The sequence below is a fragment of the Sediminibacterium sp. genome (genome assembly GCF_051860225.1).
Lineage (GTDB): Bacteria > Bacteroidota > Bacteroidia > Chitinophagales > Chitinophagaceae > Sediminibacterium.
This window is the reverse complement of the sequence record NZ_JBHYEI010000001.1, coordinates 1,105,763-1,125,273: the sequence shown is the minus strand read 5'-3', so window position 1 is coordinate 1,125,273 and position 19,511 is coordinate 1,105,763. Positions and strand designations below refer to the sequence as shown.

Genomic DNA, 19,511 nt, shown 5'->3' with positions numbered 1-19,511 from the left:
TTATGCTACTCTAATAATATCAGCAAATACTCCAGATGCAGTTACTTCCGCTCCAGCGCCAGCTCCCTTAACTACCAAAGGTTGTTCTGGATAGCGCTCCGTATAGAACAACACCAAATTGTCTTTTCCATACAAATGATAAAAATCAGAATTAGCGGGAATATGTTGCAAACCAACTTTAGCTATTCCTTTATCATACTCAGCAACAAATTTTAATTTTGCATTATTTGCTTTTGCGGCTTCGTACAATTGTTTAAAATGTGGTTCTTGTTTTTCCATCTCTGCATAAAAATCATCTACTGAGCCTTCAAAACAACTGGCTGGTAAAAATGCTTCATTAGTAATTTGACTCATTTCCATAGGCTCCCCTGCTTCTCTAGCCAAAATCATGATTTTACGCATGACATCGGTTCCTCCTAAATCTAATCGAGGATCGGGTTCAGTATACCCTTCATCCTGTGCACGCTTTACTACCTGTGCAAAAGGAATGGTTCCATTATAATGATTAAAAACAAAATTCAACGTGCCTGATAATACCGCTTGAATTTTATTGATTTTATCACCACTTCTTAATAAATCATTTAAGGTTCCAATGATCGGCAAACCAGCTCCTACGTTGGTTTCATATAAGAACTGGGTATTAAATGTTCTGGCTAATGATTTCAGCTTTTTATAATCTGCATAGGATGCTGAACAAGCAATCTTATTACATGCAACCACTGCAATACTCTTCGACAATAAACTTCCATACACCGATGCAACTGTATCGTTAGCTGTTACGTCAACAAAAACACTATTGCGCAAGTTCTTTTGAATGATTGAAGCTGCAAACGAATGAATATTGGCTTCTGGTGCATGATCCAATAAAGATTTCCAATTGGTTAAATCAATACCCGCATCATCCAAAAGCACTCTTCTACTATTTGCAATTCCAACAACTTGTATTTGCAAACGCATATGTTCTTTTAAGTATTGCATTTGATTATGCAATTGACTCAATAACTTACTCCCTACATTCCCTGCCCCCGCAATAAATACATTTAGTTGTTTATAGGTAGTTTCAAAAAAGTCTTCATGCAATACATTGATGGCTTTTTTAACATCAGTAGCTGCAATAACAGCAGAGATATTTTTTTCTGAAGAGCCCTGAGCTATTGCGCGAACATTGATCCCATTTCTCCCCAAGCCGCCAAACATTTTACCACTGATGCCTGGGTGGCTTTTCATTTGTTCGCCTACTACTGCAAGAATACTTAAGTCGGTTTCTACCGTTACCGGATTAACTTTTCCATTTTCAATTTCGTAAGCAAAAAAAGCATCAATAGATTGTTGAGCAAGCAGCGCATCAGCTTCATTAATAGCTACGCAAATAGAATATTCAGAAGAGCTTTGTGTAATTAAAATCACATTGATATTGCGCATAGCCAACACTTCAAACAAACGCTTACTAAATCCAGGTATACCAATCATGCCACTTCCCTCTAAACTCAATAATGCAATTTTATTGATGCTTGAAATACCTCTAACTATATCATTATTAGTGACGGCATGCTGCTGAATTACTGTACCAGCTGCATCTGGCTCAAAGGTATTTTTCACCCATACCGGAATATTTTTTTTCATTACCGGTTGTATAGTAGGAGGATAAATAATCTTTGCCCCAAAATGAGAAAGTTCCATCGCTTCCTGATAAGATATGGCTTCGATGGGTTTTGGATTTTGAACCAACCGTGGATCTGCGGTCATCATACCAGTTACATCTGTCCAAATTTCTAAAATAGTTGCATTGGTAGCTGCTGCAAAAATAGCCCCAGTATAATCAGAACCACCCCTACCCAAAGTAGTCGTATATTTTTTATTATTGGAAGCAATAAAACCAGGAGCAACATATAGTTGTGCAGGATATGTTTGCAAAAAAGCACCAATTTGATTATTCGTTTGTTCAAATTGAACAGTTGCATTACCATATTGCTCATTAGTCAAAATCAACTGTCTTGAATCTGCCCAAACTGGCTGCAAATTCATCTCGGTTAATTTTGCATTAATGATATAAGAAGACAATAACTCACCATAACTTACCAAACGGTCTTTTATTCGAGCTGATAATTCGCCCAACAAAAATATTCCATCAGCTACTCGCTCTAATTCATTCAATTGTTGCTTTACCCAACTTAAGGTTGCGCTTTGATTTTGAATATGCAGCAAAGCTCTTACCGCAGTTAAATGTTTATTTTCAAGGGCTTGAATTTGTTCTTTATATTTTTCATTTCCGGTTGAAGCCAAAACACCAATCGCAATTAATTCATCCGTAACTCCACCCAATGCAGACACCACCAGAATCGTAGCATCTTTCTGCATAGCGCTTGAAACAATGGCTACAACTTTATTGATGTTTTCTGCGTTCGCAACAGAACTTCCCCCAAACTTCAATACCTGCATAAAAAATTATTATTAAATTAAGTAACCAAATAAATTATCATTCTTGTTGATAGGGGTAAAATTAATATGGTATCGTTTCATGTTCTCTAGTAGACGATCATAATCTGCTTTGTTCTGCATTTCAATCCCTACCAAAGCAGGACCCGTTTCTTTGTTATGTTTTTGCATATACTCAAAACGAACAATATCATCCGTTGGACCTAGTACAAGATTTACAAATTCCTTTAATGCACCTGGCCGTTGTGCAAAACGAACTAAGAAAAAATGTTTTAACCCTTCATACTGTAAAGAACGTTCTTTTATTTCTTGCATTCGGTCTATATCATTATTGCTTCCACTTACAATACAAACCACTGTTTTACCTTTAATTACTTGAGCAAAATCATCCAATGCTGCTATAGATAAAGCACCAGCTGGCTCCACTACAATGGCATCTTCATTGTATAGTTTCAATATAGTTGAGCAAACTTTCCCTTCGTTTACCAATGCCACTTCATCAATAACTTCCTTGCAAATCACAAATGGCTGATCACCTACTCTTTTAACTGCTGCTCCATCTACAAAAGGATCAATATGATCTAATTTCACAGGATGACCTGCTTGTAAAGCAGCAGTCATTGAAGGAGCTCCTTCAGGTTCAATCCCAATAATTTGGGTGGATGGAGACTTGCTGTGAAAATAAGCCCCAACGCCAGCAATCAATCCACCACCTCCCACAGGAGCAAATAAATAATCTATATGCGCCAGCTCTTCTAAAATTTCTACTCCCACTGTTGCTTGACCTTCAATAATTTTTAGATCATCAAATGGTGGAATAAAAGTCATTCCATTGGCTTCCGTGTAAGCTTTTGCAGCTGTGGCACAATCATCAAAAGTATCCCCTACTAATTTTATTTCGATATGACCATCTCCAAACATTTTAGTTTGAGAAACTTTTTGATTAGGTGTTATAATAGGCATAAAGACTACTCCTTTTATATTGAGCACTTTACAACTATAAGCAAAACCCTGCGCATGGTTGCCCGCACTAGCACAAACAACGCCATTGGCTCTTTGGGTTTCAGACAAACTACTAATCATATTGTAAGCACCACGCAACTTATACGAACGAACAATTTGTAAATCTTCTCTCTTGAGGTACACGGCACATTCGTATTTTTTAGACAAGGAAGCATTATAAATCAAAGGGGTATGTTTTACCACTTGACGTAGTTTTAAACTAGCTGCCTCAATATCTAAACCAAAAGTTTCTGTGATAGTATGGTTGTCGATCATAATTGATTGAATCAAAGGTTAGTTGCAATGGTTTTCATATCGGTCATTGCTTGTCTTAATTTTTCACCTACTATCTCAACAGGATGATAACGTATAACGGCATTAACCGCTATTAAAGTTTTATTATCAACCCCATTGTCTTTGCCCTCATTAAAATTTTTCCCAATCACGTCGGATTGGATATTTTCCATAAAGCCTGCCAATAAAGGCTTACAAGCATGGTCAAATAAATAACATCCGTATTCTGCAGTGTCCGAAATAACCCTATTCATTTCGTACAATTTCTTTCTCGCAATAGTGTTAGCAATTAAAGGTGTTTCATGCAAGGATTCATAATAAGCAGATTCTTCTTTAATACCAGCTTCAACCATTGTTTCAAAAGCCAATTCAACACCTGACCTAACAAAAGCTACCAATAACAGTGCATTATCAAAATATTCCTGCTCACTTATTTTCATAGTGCCAGGTGCTGTTTTTTCAAAAGCAGTTGACCCCGTTGCTTCTCTCCAAGTCAATAATTTTTTATCCCCATTGGCCCAATCTTCCATCATACCTGAAGAAAAAGCACCGCTCATAATATCGTCTTGGTGTTTCTGAAATAAGGGACGCATGATATTTTTTAGCTCTTCAGATAATTCAAATGCTTTTAACTTAGCGGGATTAGACAAACGATCCATCATAGCAGTAATGCCCCCTTGCTTAAGCGCTTCGGTAATTACCTCCCATCCATATTGAATGAGTTTGGCAGCATACCCTGCATTAATTCCTTTTTCAATCATTTTATTGAATGATAAAATAGAACCAGTTTGTAACAAACCACAAAGTATCGTTTGCTCTCCCATTAAATCTGATTTTACTTCGGCAACAAAAGAAGATTTTAATACCCCCGCTTTATGACCACCTGTTGCAACACAATAAGCTTTGGCATAATCCCAGCCCTTCCCTTCAGGATCATTTTCAGGGTGAACAGCAATTAAAGTAGGTACCCCAAAACCTCTTTTATATTCTTCACGCACTTCGGTACCTGGACATTTGGGAGCAACCATAATTACTGTAATGTCTGCTCTAATTTGCATTCCCTCTTCTACAATATTGAATCCATGAGAATAAGAAAGCGTAGCCCCTTTTTTCATGAGTGGCATAACTGTTTTTATAACAGCGCTATGTTGCTTATCAGGAGTAAGGTTAATCACCACATCGGCTGTTGGAATCAATTCTTCATAAGTTCCAACTACAAAATTATTTTCAGTTGCATTTATATAGGAAGCTCTTTTCTGTTCAATAGCTTCTTTGCGCAACGCATACGCAATATCTAAGCCTGAATCACGCATATTCAATCCCTGATTCAACCCTTGTGCACCACATCCGATTATGACTAGTTTTTTTCCCACCAATGCATTGATTCCATCAGCAAAAGCAGACTGGTCCATGAATTCGCAAACACCCAATTGATTGAGTTGCTCACGTAGTGGTAGAGAATTGAAATAGTTTGCCATATTATTTGTTTTGTTGTTTTATTTAAAATTTAGATTACATAGTAAAAACAGCCTGACCCTTATCTAGGAATTCGTTCTCAATTAATTCTTCAGCAGGTTCTACTGCTTCAAATTCACGAATCTTTTCATGGAATCCGCTACTGGCTTTAATAATTGCGATTCTAGCAGTTCTTACAAATTCTATCAACCCATAAGGTTCTAAAAATTGGATTAATCGATCAGTCTCTTCTCTGTGCCCTGTAGTTTCAAAAATGGTATAGTCTTTTCTAATGACTACTGCCCTTGCACCATATTCTCTTAGCAAACGTTCTACTTGTAGTTTTTCAGCCACTGCATCGGTAGGCACTTTGTACAAAGCCATTTCTTGCCAAATGATTTCATCATTGGTATTATAATAAGCTTTCAGCACTTCCACTTGTTTTTCAATTTGCAGGCAGAGTTTTCTAACTATTTCTACTGTTTCATTAATCACAATGGTAAAACGATGAATAGATTCTACTTCTGAAGGAGAAACATTTAAACTATCGATATTTATTTTTCTTCTAGAAAAAATAATCGCAATACGGTTGAGTAACCCTACTTGGTTCTCTGTGTAAACAGTAATGGTATATTCTTTTTTCATTGCAATTATTTTAATCTTATTTCAGAAACACTACATCCTTGTGGAACCATTGGGAAAACATTATTCTCTTTTCCAACGATTACTTCCAGTAAATAAGATCCATCATGATCCAACATTTTCTGCAAAGCGTCTTTTAGCGATGCTCGATCATCAACACTTGCGCCATCAATAGCATACGCTTTAGCTAATTGAACAAAATCAGGACTTTGTATATCTACAAAAGAGTATCTTTTATCATTAAATAATTCTTGCCATTGACGCACCATTCCCAAAAACCGATTATTTAAAATCAAGATTTTTACATTCAGACCAGTTTGCATAATGGTTCCCATTTCTTGCAATGTCATTTGAAAACCACCATCTCCAATCACTGCAACAACGGTTCTTTGAGGTGCACCAAATTTTGCTCCAATTGCAGCAGGTAATGCAAAACCCATAGTGCCTAATCCACCAGAAGTGATATTGCTTTTGGTTTCATTAAACTTTGCATATCGGCATGCTACCATTTGATGTTGACCAACATCTGTTACAACAACTGCGTCTCCACCCGTTAACTCATTCAATAATTGAATGACTTCCCCCATTGTTAGCTCTCCTTGGGTTGGATGTAATTCAGCCTGAATGACTGCCGCTTGTTCGTCTTTGGTATATTGATTAAATAGCGCCAACCATTCTTTGTGTTGTTTTTCTTTAATCAATTGCGTGAGCAGCGGCAATGTTTCTTTACAATCTCCCCATACAGGAATAGTTGCCGTTACATTCTTATTTATTTCAGCAGGATCAATATCTAAATGAATAATTTTTGCTTGTTTGGCATATTTATCTAACCTACCTGTAACGCGGTCATCAAAACGCATTCCTACCGCAATTAACACATCGCACTCATTGGTTAACACATTCGGACCATAGTTGCCATGCATGCCCAACATGCCTACATTTTGTGGATGATCAGTAGGCAATGCACTTAAACCTAAAATGGTCCAAGCAGCAGGCAACCCGCCTTTTTCTATAAATGCTTTAAATTCTTTTTCTGCCCTTCCCAATATTACCCCTTGTCCAAAAATCACAAATGGTTTTTTAGCCTCATTAATTAATTGAGCGGCAGCTTCTATATATTCTTTTCGCACAATCGGCTTGGGTCTATAACTCCGAATATGAGTGCACTTTGTATATCCTTCGTAATTAAATTTTTGAATCTGTGCATTCTTGCTAATATCAATTAATACAGGACCTGGTCTTCCAGAACCTGCTATATAAAATGCTTTCGATAAAACATGTGGAATTTCTGTAGCATCGGTAATTTGATAATTCCATTTAGTTACAGGGGTAGTAATATTAATTACATCAGTTTCCTGAAAAGCATCTGTTCCTAATAGATGAGCAAATACTTGTCCGGTAATACAAACCAAGGGTGTACTATCAATCATTGCATCTGCTAAACCAGTAACTAAATTAGTTGCCCCGGGTCCGCTTGTCGCAAATACTACCCCCACTTTACCACTACTTCTTGCATAACCTTGACCTGCATGAATACCCCCTTGTTCGTGTCTTACTAGCACATGCTTTAAACGATCATTATAATCGTACAAAGCATCATAAATGGGCATAATAGCACCGCCAGGATAACCAAATATGGTGTCTACTCCTTCAGCAATACAGGCTTCCAATACTGCTTGTGAACCAGAAATCTCTCTCGCTTCAAAAGATTCAGTTGAAGCAAGTTCAATTAATGTCTCAATTTGATCGGCTTCTTTTACAATTGAACTCATACAAAAAATTTAAGCTTCATCCGTTACACAACCTTCAGAAGCATCCTTTACAGATTTAGCATATTTAAACAAAACGCCTTTGGTTACATTCAAAGCGGGCTTAACCCATTGAGCCCTTCTAGTAGCGATGATTTCATCTGAAACCTTTAAGGTCATTTTTTTGGTAGCCACATTTAATTCAATGATATCATTATCATGCACTAGGCCAATTAAACCGCCATTTACCGCTTCGGGGGTGATATGACCCACCACGAATCCGTGAGTGCCTCCACTAAAACGACCATCCGTAATAAGCGCGACAGACTTGCCTAACCCTGCACCAATAATAGCCGATGTTGGCTTCAACATTTCAGGCATACCAGGAGCTCCAACGGGCCCAACATTTCTAATGACTACCACATCACCTTCTCGAATTTTTCCTGATTGAATACCCTCAATTAATGCTTGTTCACCATCAAATACTCTTGCAGGTCCTTCAAATAATTCTCCTTCTTTACCACTAATTTTTGCAACACTACCCCCTGTTGCCAAATTGCCATAAAGAATTTGCAAATGACCAGTTGCTTTTAAAGGAGATTCAATTGGTAGTATTATTTTTTGTTGATCAAAATCTAAATCGGGCACATTTACTAAATTTTCTGCAAGGGTTTTCCCTGTAACAGTTAAACAATCCCCGTGTAATAATCCTTTAGATAAAAGATATTTCATTACAGAAGGCACACCACCATATTGGTGTAAGTCTTGCATTAAATATTTACCACTCGGTTTAAAATCTGCCAACACAGGTACTCGATCCGAAATCGTTTGGAAGTCATCTTGTGTTAAAGCAACTCCAACACTTTTAGCCATCGCAATCATATGCAATACTGCATTGGTACTTCCGCCCAATACCATAATGATAGTAATTGCATTTTCAAATGCTTTACGCGTCATAATAGCGGATGGAAGAATATTCTTTTCCATTAACAATTGAATCGCTTTTCCTGCATCTAAGCATTCTTGTTGCTTTTCTACACTCAAAGCAGGATTAGAAGACGAATAGGGCAAACTCATCCCCAATGCTTCAATAGCAGAAGCCATTGTATTGGCTGTGTACATACCTCCACATGCGCCTGCCCCAGGACAGGCATGTTGTATGATTCCTTTGAAATCATTTTCATCTAACTGCCCAGCTAATTTTTGACCAAGTGCCTCAAAAGCAGAAACGATATTTAAGTCTTGGCCTTTGTAATGACCAGGTGCAATAGTACCGCCGTAAACCATGAGAGCGGGTCGATTTAATCTACCCATAGCAATTAAAGCCCCAGGCATATTTTTATCGCAACCAGGTATGGCAATAATTGAATCATAATACTGTGCGCCGCAAACCGTTTCAATTGAATCTGCAATTACATCTCTGCTCACCAACGAATAACGCATACCTGGCGTACCATTACTCATACCATCACTTACGCCAATGGTATTGAAAATCAATCCCACTAAATCATTATCCCAAACACCTTTCTTTACCAACTTAGCCAGGTCATTCAAATGCATATTGCAAGTATTGCCATCATAGCCCATGCTTACAATACCAACTTGTGCTTTTTTTAAATCGGCATCCGTTAACCCAATGCCATAAAACATGGCTTGTGCGGCAGGCTGCGTAGGATCTTGCGTAATTGTTTTACTATATCTATTTAATTCCATAATAATTGTTGTTTATACTAAACAGACAAAGGCTTCACCACTAATTGTTTATACGCTTGTTGTATTTTATGACTATTGGTTTGGTTCCATGCTTTAGGAAATTCATATTCATCTAAAGATTTCCAACCAATTACTTCAGCAGCAGTACCACAGAAAAACGCGGCGTCTGCTTGTTTAATATCATTGATGGAATACACACCTTCTTTCACTTCAATATTCAATTGCGCACAAAGTTCTAAAACAGTAGCCCTTGTGATTCCTACTAAAATATGACCAGCCTGAGGGGTATGCAACACACCGTCTTTTTCAAAAAACACATTGGCGCCGGGACCTTCCGCAGCATGATCATTCATATCCAATAAAAAAGCTTCATCGTATCCTTTGTCTTTGGCTTCCTGACTAGCTAATATGGAGTTCACATAGTGCCCAGCAGCTTTAGCATGAATTTTAAACGCTTTAGGATTCGGACGCTGAAATGAAGAAGTCATGATGCGCAATAATTGATCTCCTAAAAATGGAGCCATTTCCCATGCTTCAATAAAAAGAAAAGATTCAGTATTCCGAGCAAAACTCATATTCGCAGGTGCATATACTACTGGTCGTATATATGCATCTCCCAAATGATTTTGTTTCAGCACTTCATAAGTAGCGTCAATTAAATCTTGTGTATGAAATGAATAGGGAAGATTAATAGACTCAGCAGAAATTTTCAAACGCTCAAAATGTTCAAGGGCTTTAAAAATTGCAGTAGACCCATCGGTTGTTGTATAAGAACGAATCCCTTCAAATACTGAATAGCCATAATGGAGTGATTGGCTATACAAATCCATTTTAGCGTCTTCCGCTTTTACAAATTCACCATTAAGATATATAATGGTAGTGGGCTGATAATAATTCATTGTAGTTGATTTTAAAGAGTACTTTACAAGACCCCGACTAGATGATGGTAGAAGCATTCAAAGAAGCATTCGTTCCTTGATTGGTTTCGTGCTTCTTTCTAATATAGTCGGCCAATAAATCACCTACTGCTTCGGTACCATAATTATTGATTGGATCAATGTCTTTGGTAACAAAAGCATGCGTTAATGTCCAATTCACTGCATCTCTAACTGCATTAGCTTCTTCCATTAAACCAAAATGATCTAACATCATAGCAGCAGATAAAACAGATCCTAAAGGATTGGCAATGTCTTTTCCTGCAGCTTGCGGATAGGATCCATGAATAGGCTCGAACATCGCGACTGTTTTTCCAACAGATGCGGAAGGCAATAAACCCAAAGAACCACTTAAAACACTTGCTTCATCACTTATGATATCGCCAAACATATTCTCGGTTAACACCACATCAAATTGAGCAGGATTGAGAATTACTTGCATGGCAGCATTGTCTACAAACATATAGTCTACGGCTACATCAGGAAATTGAAGCGCCATTTCCTGTACGATTCTGCGCCAAAGTCTGGAAGTTTCTAATACATTGGCTTTATCAATCAAGGTTAGTTTTTTTCTTCTATTCTGAGCGTATTGAAAAGCCATTTTAGACACCCGAACAATTTCTAATTCATGGTAAGCACATTCATCCGTTGCATAGGTTTTATCGTCGGTAAGCATTCGCTTACCAAAATAAATACCGCCAGTTAATTCTCTGAATATAATAAAATCAACTCCTTCTAATTGTTTACTTTTTAAAGGAGAAAGATGATGCAGCGAACGATAAGTATTAATTGGACGAATATTCGCAAACAACCCTAATTCTTTACGCAATTGTAATAACCCTTGCTCTGGTCTCACTTTTGCAGAGGGATCATTATCAAATTTTGGATGACCAATTGCACCAAACAAAATGGCATCGCTCTCTTTGCATATAGCCAATGTTTCTTCAGGTAATGCAGATCCTGTTGCATCAATAGAAACTGCTCCCATTAATCCATGCGTATAAGTAAATTGGTGTCCAAACTCTTCTGCTACTGCATTGAGTACTTTAATGGATTGTGCTGTTACTTCCGGACCAATCCCATCTCCATTGATGACTGCTATTTTCTTTTCCATATTAGCCTTTTTCTAATTCAAATTTTTCAATTGCTGCTTTTCGACTAATCAAAAAGTCGATATCGTCGTACCCATTTAATAAACATGTTTTTTTATACGGATTCAATTCAAAAGAAGCTTTTGCGCCAGTAGCATCAATGGTGATAGTTTGCGCTTCTACATCAATAGTAAGCGTATCTGTAGCAGATAAAGCAAAAATTTGCTGTAAGAAATCATCTGATACAATTACTGGCAATACGCCGTTATTGAGTGCGTTATTTTTAAAAATGTCTGCAAAAAAACTAGAGACCACCGCTTTAAATCCATAATCTAATAAAGCCCAAGCAGCGTGCTCTCTTGAAGAACCACAACCAAAGTTTTTTCCTGCTACCAATATATCTCCGGAAAAAGTAGTTTGATTCAACACAAAATCAGGCTTAGGTTTCAATTCATCATCTTGTTCGTAGCGCCAATCTCTAAAAAGGTTTTTTCCAAAACCATCTCTGGTGGTAGCTTTTAAAAATCGTGCAGGAATGATTTGATCCGTATCCACATTTTCAATGGGAAGTGGAACAAATGAACTTTTTATTTGCTGTAAAGCTTGCATAATATGTTTACTACTAATTAGGATTAATTAAATCTCTTACATCGGTTACTACCCCTGTAATAGCTGCAGCTGCAGCCGTTAAAGGGCTAGCCAACAATGTTCTTGCGCCAGCGCCCTGTCTACCTTCAAAATTTCTATTACTGGTGCTAATACAATATTCACCAGCTGGAATTTTATCTTCATTCATACCCAAACAAGCACTACAACCAGCTTGTCTTATTTGAAATCCTGCTTCAGCAAATATTCTATCCAATCCCTCTGCATGAACTTGTTTGGCTACTTGTTGAGAACCAGGCACAATCATCACTTTTACGCCGTCGTGTTTTTTTCTTCCTTTTACCAATGCTGCTACCAATCGGAGGTCTTCAATTCTAGAATTAGTACAACTTCCAATAAATACGTGTTGAACAGGCATTCCCAATAAAGCTACACCACTATTTAATCCCATATAGGTTAACGCTTGTGCTAAATTTTTACGCTCGCCTTCGTTACTGATGGAGTCAGTTAAGGGAATATTTGCATCAATTGCCATGCCCAATCCAGGATTAGTACCATAAGTAATCATGGGCGCTATTGCTGCTGCATCAATAGTTAATTCCAAATCAAAAACTGCATCTTCATCTGAATACAATTCCTTCCATTCAGCTAATTTTTTATCCCAAGCAGTTCCTTTAGGGGCGTAGGCTCTTCCTTTGATATATTCAAAAGTAATTTCATCCGGCGCAATCATGCCTCCTCTCGCACCCATTTCAATACTCATATTGCAAATGGTCATTCTGGCTTCCATTGAAAGCGCACGAATAGTACTACCCGCATATTCCACAAAATATCCGGTAGCACCACTTGCAGAAATTTTTGCAATGATGTACAAAATGATGTCTTTAGAAACAACCCCACTAGACAATTCACCATCAATATTAATGCGCATGGTTTTGGGTTTGGTTTGTAACACGCATTGCGAAGCAAAAACCATTTCTACTTCACTGGTTCCAATTCCAAATGCGATGGTACCAAATGCCCCATGGGTACTAGTATGACTATCTCCACAAACAATGGTCATACCCGGCTGAGTAATACCCAATTCTGGACCAATCACGTGCACAATACCTTGATAAGGATGTCCTAATCCATACAATTCTACCCCATGCTTTTCGCAATTTTCTATTAATTGATCTACTTGCATTTTACTCAACTGATCTTTAATAGGGAGGTGCTGATTTAATGTAGGCACATTGTGATCGGCCGTTGCAATGGTTTGCTTTGGTCTAAACAAAGAAAGGCCTCGCTTTTCAATCCCATTAAATGCTTGCGGGCTGGTTACTTCATGAATAAAATGTTTATCAATATATAATACGGAAGGACCATCTTGTATTTTTTCTACCACATGTGCATCCCAAATTTTATCAAATAATGTTTTTCCCATTTTATGTTGATTATGCTATTGCCCTTACTTTATTGTAGTTGTTTGCTAAATGTTGTAAATCGGTTTCTACTACCTCTTTTTTACCATCTGCTACTGATAAAAAATGTTCGTATAATGCATCAATATCATCTCTGTTGAATTCAAATCCTAACTTTTGAAAACGGTGTGCTAATGCACTTCGTCCGCTTCTTGCAGTTAAAACAATTTTGCTCCCCTCAGCACCTACCAATTCAGGATTAATGATTTCGTAAGTTTCAGCACATTTTAAAAATCCATCTTGATGAATACCAGATGAATGAGAAAATGCATTCGAACCTACAATGGCTTTATTGGGTTGAACAGGCATCCGCATGATATCGGAGACTTCCCTACTCAATGGATTCAGCATTTGGGTGTTGATATTGGTATATAAATTCAATTGCCTGTGTTGCGCAATAATCATCACTACTTCTTCTAATGAAGTATTACCAGCCCGTTCGCCTAACCCATTAATAGTACATTCTATTTGACGTGCTCCATTCATTACTCCACTAATTGAATTGGCAGTGGCTAATCCTAAATCGTTGTGACAATGACAAGAAAGAATGGCTTTATCAATATTGGGAACATTGTTCTTTAAATAGGCAATTTTTTCTCCATACTGATGAGGTAAACAATAGCCTGTAGTATCTGGTATATTCACTACAGAAGCACCAACAGCAATTACCGCTTCCACCACTCTCGCCAAATATTCATTATCCGTTCTTCCTGCATCTTCTGCATAAAACTCTACATCATCGGTAAAATTTCTAGCCCATTTAACGCATTGAATAGCACGAGCTAAAATTTCGTCTTGAGTAGAATTAAATTTAGCTTTGATGTGAAAATCCGAAGTACCAATTCCTGTATGAATCCTTGGTCGTACGGCATATTTTAAGGCTTGCGCTGCCACTTCAATATCTTTTTGAACTGCTCTAGTTAAACCACAAACAGTTGCATTTTTGACATGTTTAGCAATTTGAGTAACTGATTCAAAATCGCCCGGGCTAGATACAGGGAAGCCTGCTTCAATAATGTCTACACCCAATTCTTCTAACTGCAAAGCGAGACCTAGCTTTTCCTTGGTATTGAGTTTACAGCCAGGTACTTGTTCCCCATCACGAAGGGTCGTATCAAAAATGTGAATCTTTTCAGCCATATTCTATCGAATTTTTTATATAAAAAGACAGGCGCGATGCTATTGCTATTGATTGCCTTTAATAACAACAGTACGGCCTGTCGTATTCGAATTTAGATTGCCTTATCTTTAGATTTGAAACAAAAGAGGTAGGTTTTTACGATGTATAAACCCATTCAAAAACCTTAAAAGTCAATACTGTATTGAATTATAGCTTAACTTTTTTACGATGCCCAACAGATCAACAGACCCCTTATTTCAATTAATTCAATCGCTTGAAAGGGCCGAAAAACGCAATTTTAAGTTGTATATGACCCGCAACTCTGGAACAAGTAATTTAAAAGTGGTTCAATTATTTGACGCTTTAGATAAAATGCCACAATATGATGAAGCCATTTTATTGAAGAAAACACCCAGCATTCAGAAGCAACAACTCTCTAATTTAAAAGCACATTTATACCAAGAAATACTAGCAAGTGTTCGTTTATTAAAGCAGGAAGAAAATATAGACCTGCAACTACATGAGCAGTTAGATTTTGCCAGAATTTTATATAATAAGGGATTAAATATTCAAAGTTTAAAAATACTAGACAAGGTAAAAGAATTAGCTAAAGCAAATAACCAAGTAACTTATATTCAACAAGTACTGTTTTTAGAGAAAAAAATTGAATCCTTGTATATTACCAGAAGTATGCAGGATAGAGCGCAGAAACTTTGTGCCGAATCGGAAGAAACCAATGAGCGATTAGTCAATATTAGTACATTATCCAATTTGTCATTATTACTATACGAATGGTATATCAGAAACGGACATGCGCGAAACGAGGAAGATAAAAATGCACTAGCTGTTTATTTTAATCATCCGCTATTACACGAAAGCGAACAAGGAAAGGCGTTTTATGAAAAGCTTTATCTATATCAATGCTACTGCTGGTACGCATTTATTACCCAAGAATTTTTAATGTATTATCGCTATTGCATTAAGTGGACAGAACTATTTAAAGCAGAGCCAAAGATGATAGAAATTGAAACGGCGCATTTTATTAAAGGCATGCATAATTTATTAGGAGCACATTTTGATTTGAGGAACTATCGAAAATTCAATGAAACGATTAAAGAATTTGAACGGTTTATTGAAACCTCAGTTGTTCAAAATAACATCAACAATAAAGTACAAAGTTTCACCTATTTGTATACTGCTAAACTGAATAAGCACTTCATGGAAGGAACTTTTACCAAAGGGCTTTCCCTTATTCCAGAAATAGAAGAAAAACTATTTGATTATGAGGGATACTTAGACCGACACAGAACATTGGTCTTTTACTATAAAATTGCCTCCTTGTATTTTGGAAGTGGTGATGCAGAAAAAAGCATTGACTATCTAAATAAAATCATCCACTTAAAAGTAGACCTCAGAACCGATTTACAGTGTTATGCAAGACTATTGCATATGATAGCACACTATGAAATGGGCAATTATGATTTACTTAAATATTTGCTTAAATCTGTTTACCGTTTCATGGCAAAAATGCAAAACTTAAGTGCAGCAGAAGAAGCTGTATTTAGTTTCTTAAAGAAATCCTTTCATAGTGCACCTAATCAAGTTAAACCGCTGTTTCAAAATTTGTTGACCGAATTAAAAGGTATGGCAAATGACAGGATGGAAACCAGGGCATTTATGTACCTCGATTTTATTTCATGGCTCGAAAGTAAAATTCAGCGTAAACCTGTACAGACTATCATTAGACAAAAATTTCTGGAAGCTAAAAAACGAACTAGTGACGCATGATTGCTTGCGTGATGGGAAAACTCATATGCATTGCACAGCCAGAAGTTGGAGCAGTATGAATACTTATGGTTCCATTAAATAGTTCTACTCTACTCGTTATATTGTATAACCCAATTCCCTTCTTTTGTACTGCTAAATCAAAACCGACTCCATTATCGCAAATAGATAAATAGATACTATTAATATTTCTACCTAATTCTATTTTTAGTTCAGTTGCCTCAGCATGTTTTAGCACATTATTCACTTGCTCTTGAACAATCCTAAAAAGGCTTAACTTAAAATCATAATGAATATCTTCTTCAAAAAAAGTATCAGAAACAAATTCAATTTTCATGGTATTCACTCCATTCACATCTTCTAAAACACTTTCGATTGCTTTAACCAAACCAAAGTCTTTAATCAAAGGCGTAACCAATCCTTTCGATAATCTTCTTATTTCTTCAATAGCATGCAAAATAAAATCGGCAGATTGTCGCAATAAATCAGCGCCTGGTGCTTGCTTTTTTTCAGCTGAAGCAATGTACATCATTGCAACAGTTAATTGTTGATTTACATTATCATGTAATTCTCTGCTAATATCGTGACGCTCTTGTTCTTGAGTCTTAATAACAGCTTCTGCAATTTCTTTTTGTTTAATTAAACGCTCTTCTTCTAGTTTTTTCTCTAGTAATAATTTACCCGTGATATTTTGAGCAATGGCCATGACTGCATTTCTTTCATTGAATTGAATTCGGTGAGAAAACACATTCATGAAAATACGTTCCCCATTTTTAGTGATATGCTCCCATATTCCACCTGAATCCAAATCTTCCGATGCAGCAATATGTTCAATAAAAAGTTTTAGCTTATTATAATTCTCTGGCGTTCTTAAGTCCCAAAGCGTCAATTTCACAAATTCATCTCGCGTATAGCCATATTCTTTTTCGGCCATATCATTCACTTCCAAAATTTCGTGTGAAGCTAAATCCCAAATGAAAATAGCCATCGGGTTATAATAGAATAAGCTACGATACCGTTCATTGCTAATTCTAATATTTTCCAAATTGCGTTTACGTTCTATACTGTATTGAATAGATTTGGAAAGCAATTTTTCATCAAACTCACCCTTTACCAAATAATCCTGCGCTCCAGCAGCCATTGTTTCGAGGGCCATTTCCATATCAGACAAACCCGTTAACACAATGATTGGGATTGCAGGCGCAATATGATTGATATGCTTAAATGATTCAATACCGGCACTGTCGGGCAAAGAGAGATCTAATAGAATCAGATTAGGCTGTTCATTATTCAGCAAGAAGTTTGCCTCTTCATTGCTTTTTGCTTTTATTATTTGTCCAATAGGCAATCTGGTTTTCCACAAGAGTCCTTCTAATACAAATAAATCAGCAGGATTATCTTCTACAACAAGAATGCGCAATAATGCATTAGGTTCAGGCATAGATTCGTTCTATGGCATCTTTAAATTTCTCATTCACTACTTTGCGTTTTAAGCTGAGCTTAGGAGTCATTTCTCCCGTATCAACCGTCCATTCTCTTGGCAATAATTCAAATTTTTTAATCTGCTCTACATGATTAAAAAATTTATTGAAACTCTCAACCAGTTCACGATACAGTTCTAATACTTTAGGGTGATGTATCACATCTTCATTAGTGGTATATGGAATTCCTTTCTCTCGCATCCACTCTTTAAGCGTTGCAAAAGAAGGAACAATTAATGCTCCTACAAACTTGCGTTCAGATCCTACCACCATAACTTGCTCTACAAAAGGACTTTCCTTTAACTTATTTTCGATGGGTTGAGGAGCAACATATTTTCCACCACTAGTTTTGAAGAGTTCTTTTTTGCGATCGGTTATTTTCAAAAATTTATTTTCATCCCAAACACCTATATCCCCTGTGAGCAACCATTCGTCTTTCATGGTTTCTGCAGTTAGGTCTGGGCGCTTATAATAGCCTTTCATTACGCAAGGACCAGTTACCATAATTTCACCATCTTCTGCCAACTTCACTTGAATGCCTTCAATAGGAGGCCCAACCGTTCCAAATTTGGTTCCGCCTTTTTCTTGTCGGTTGACACAAATCACTGGACTATTTTCAGTAGGACCATACCCTTCGTAAACAGGCACACCAGCAGCATTAAAAATGCGCAATAATTTTACCTGACAAGCAGCACCACCAGTAATAATAAAAGAGATATTCCCCCCTAGAGCTTCTCTCCATTTAGAAAAAATCAATTTATTAGCGATAGCCAATTGAATATTATACCAAACACCACCACTAACCCTGTTGTCGTATTTTTCTGCTAAATCAACTGCCCAGAAAAATAATTTTCGTTTAGTGCCAGTGAGCTCACTCCCCTTGGCCATAATTTTTTCGAACACTTTTTCGAGTAACCTGGGAACCGTAGTAAATCCATTGGGCTTAATTTCTTTTAAATTATCTCCAATAGTTTCAAGGCTTTCAGCATAATAAATACTGATGCCACTGTATAAATAAATGTAGGTACAAGTTTTTTCAAAAATATGATTCAAGGGTAAGAAACTAAGAACCTTAGATTCTGGTGAATCATGAAATGGAAAACTCTTTTTACTAAACTGCACATTCGTGTAAATATTAGAATGAGACAGCATTACCCCTTTAGGAGTTCCAGTTGTACCAGAAGTATAAATAATGGTAGCCAACTGTTCAGCAGGAACTTGTTTTTTTATCGCTTCTACTTGGGTCAATAAATCATCCGTAGCTAGCGCAGTAACTTCGGTCCAATGTTTGGCACCAGCAATAGTATCAAAAGTATAAATCCCCTGAATGGAAGGTACTTTGTCGATGATGCTTTGCACTTTCAACAACAAATCTTCGCCGCTAACAAAAATATATTTAACTGCAGCGTCATTTAGAATGAAAGCCAATTCATTGGGATTGGTAGTTGGATAAACAGGAACTAATATGCCGCCAACTTGTTGAACTGCTAAATCGGTAAAAACCCACTCAGGTCTATTATTACTGATGATGGCAATTTTATCGCTCGATTCAGGAGTGAAATCATTGGCTTTTACTCCCAATGATAATAACCCAGCACTAAACCGATTCACTGTTTCAGCTACTTGTTGCGTACTATAGGTTTTCCATTTCCCATTTTCTTTGGCAGCCAACATATCATTCTTAGGAAAATTTTCTAACTGATGAGCTACCGCATCAAATAAACGCTTTGTATTCATAAT

14 protein-coding genes are annotated in these 19,511 nt (G+C 36.9%); 1 reads left to right on the top strand and 13 read right to left on the bottom strand.

Annotated elements, in window-relative coordinates; translation table 11 throughout:
- Genes thrA through ACTIEI_RS04805 form a run of 11 tightly spaced genes read right to left on the bottom strand, consistent with a single transcriptional unit; the run spans position 1 to position 14,525 of the window.
- The gene (gene thrA, locus ACTIEI_RS04855; RefSeq protein ID WP_439505158.1) at positions 1-2,439 is read right to left on the bottom strand and encodes a bifunctional aspartate kinase/homoserine dehydrogenase I; all 2,439 of its coding nucleotides are present in this window, start codon (positions 2,437-2,439) and stop codon (positions 1-3) included.
- 12 nt (positions 2,440-2,451) lie between these two features.
- Positions 2,452-3,714: a threonine ammonia-lyase gene (ilvA, locus tag ACTIEI_RS04850; protein WP_439505157.1), complete on the bottom strand. Its 1,263-nt coding sequence runs from the start codon at positions 3,712-3,714 to the stop codon at positions 2,452-2,454.
- 11 nt (positions 3,715-3,725) lie between these two features.
- On the bottom strand, positions 3,726-5,210 hold the full coding sequence (ilvC, locus tag ACTIEI_RS04845; protein ID WP_439505156.1) for a ketol-acid reductoisomerase: 1,485 nt from the start codon (positions 5,208-5,210) through the stop codon (positions 3,726-3,728).
- Between the two features lie 34 nt (positions 5,211-5,244).
- Positions 5,245-5,832, bottom strand: a complete 588-nt coding sequence (ilvN, locus tag ACTIEI_RS04840; protein WP_439505155.1) for an acetolactate synthase small subunit — start codon at positions 5,830-5,832, stop codon at positions 5,245-5,247.
- Between the two features lie 5 nt (positions 5,833-5,837).
- The gene (gene ilvB / locus ACTIEI_RS04835) at positions 5,838-7,601 is read right to left on the bottom strand and encodes a biosynthetic-type acetolactate synthase large subunit (RefSeq protein WP_439505154.1); all 1,764 of its coding nucleotides are present in this window, start codon (positions 7,599-7,601) and stop codon (positions 5,838-5,840) included.
- A gap of 9 nt (positions 7,602-7,610) precedes the next feature.
- Positions 7,611-9,290 carry a dihydroxy-acid dehydratase gene (ilvD, locus tag ACTIEI_RS04830; RefSeq protein ID WP_439505153.1) on the bottom strand — a complete coding sequence of 560 codons (1,680 nt, stop codon included), beginning with the start codon at positions 9,288-9,290 and terminating at the stop codon, positions 7,611-7,613.
- A 17-nt stretch (positions 9,291-9,307) separates the two neighbouring features.
- Entirely contained in the window at positions 9,308-10,189 is an 882-nt protein-coding gene (ilvE, locus tag ACTIEI_RS04825) for a branched-chain-amino-acid transaminase (RefSeq protein ID WP_439505152.1), read from the bottom strand.
- Between the two features lie 37 nt (positions 10,190-10,226).
- Positions 10,227-11,339 (bottom strand): 3-isopropylmalate dehydrogenase, encoded by a 1,113-nt coding sequence (gene leuB / locus ACTIEI_RS04820; RefSeq protein ID WP_439505151.1) that lies wholly within the window; start codon positions 11,337-11,339, stop codon positions 10,227-10,229.
- A gap of 1 nt (position 11,340) precedes the next feature.
- Positions 11,341-11,925 carry a 3-isopropylmalate dehydratase small subunit gene (gene leuD, locus ACTIEI_RS04815; RefSeq protein ID WP_439505150.1) on the bottom strand — a complete coding sequence of 195 codons (585 nt, stop codon included), beginning with the start codon at positions 11,923-11,925 and terminating at the stop codon, positions 11,341-11,343.
- 13 nt (positions 11,926-11,938) lie between these two features.
- On the bottom strand, positions 11,939-13,348 hold the full coding sequence (leuC, locus tag ACTIEI_RS04810) for a 3-isopropylmalate dehydratase large subunit (protein WP_439505149.1): 1,410 nt from the start codon (positions 13,346-13,348) through the stop codon (positions 11,939-11,941).
- Positions 13,349-13,358: 10 nt separating this feature from the next.
- On the bottom strand, positions 13,359-14,525 hold the full coding sequence (locus ACTIEI_RS04805; RefSeq protein ID WP_439505148.1) for a 2-isopropylmalate synthase: 1,167 nt from the start codon (positions 14,523-14,525) through the stop codon (positions 13,359-13,361).
- A gap of 208 nt (positions 14,526-14,733) precedes the next feature.
- Here ACTIEI_RS04805 and ACTIEI_RS04800 point away from each other — a divergent pair, with 208 nt between their 5' ends.
- The gene (locus tag ACTIEI_RS04800; protein ID WP_439505147.1) at positions 14,734-16,293 is read left to right on the top strand and encodes a hypothetical protein; all 1,560 of its coding nucleotides are present in this window, start codon (positions 14,734-14,736) and stop codon (positions 16,291-16,293) included.
- Here ACTIEI_RS04800 and ACTIEI_RS04795 read toward each other — a convergent pair.
- Positions 16,280-17,731: a response regulator gene (locus ACTIEI_RS04795; RefSeq protein WP_439505146.1), complete on the bottom strand. Its 1,452-nt coding sequence runs from the start codon at positions 17,729-17,731 to the stop codon at positions 16,280-16,282. The genes ACTIEI_RS04800 and ACTIEI_RS04795 overlap by 14 nt on opposite strands.
- Positions 17,724-19,508 carry an AMP-dependent synthetase/ligase gene (locus ACTIEI_RS04790; protein ID WP_439505145.1) on the bottom strand — a complete coding sequence of 595 codons (1,785 nt, stop codon included), beginning with the start codon at positions 19,506-19,508 and terminating at the stop codon, positions 17,724-17,726. The genes ACTIEI_RS04795 and ACTIEI_RS04790 overlap by 8 nt, the downstream gene beginning before the upstream one ends.
- Between the last annotated feature and the right edge of the window lie 3 nt (positions 19,509-19,511).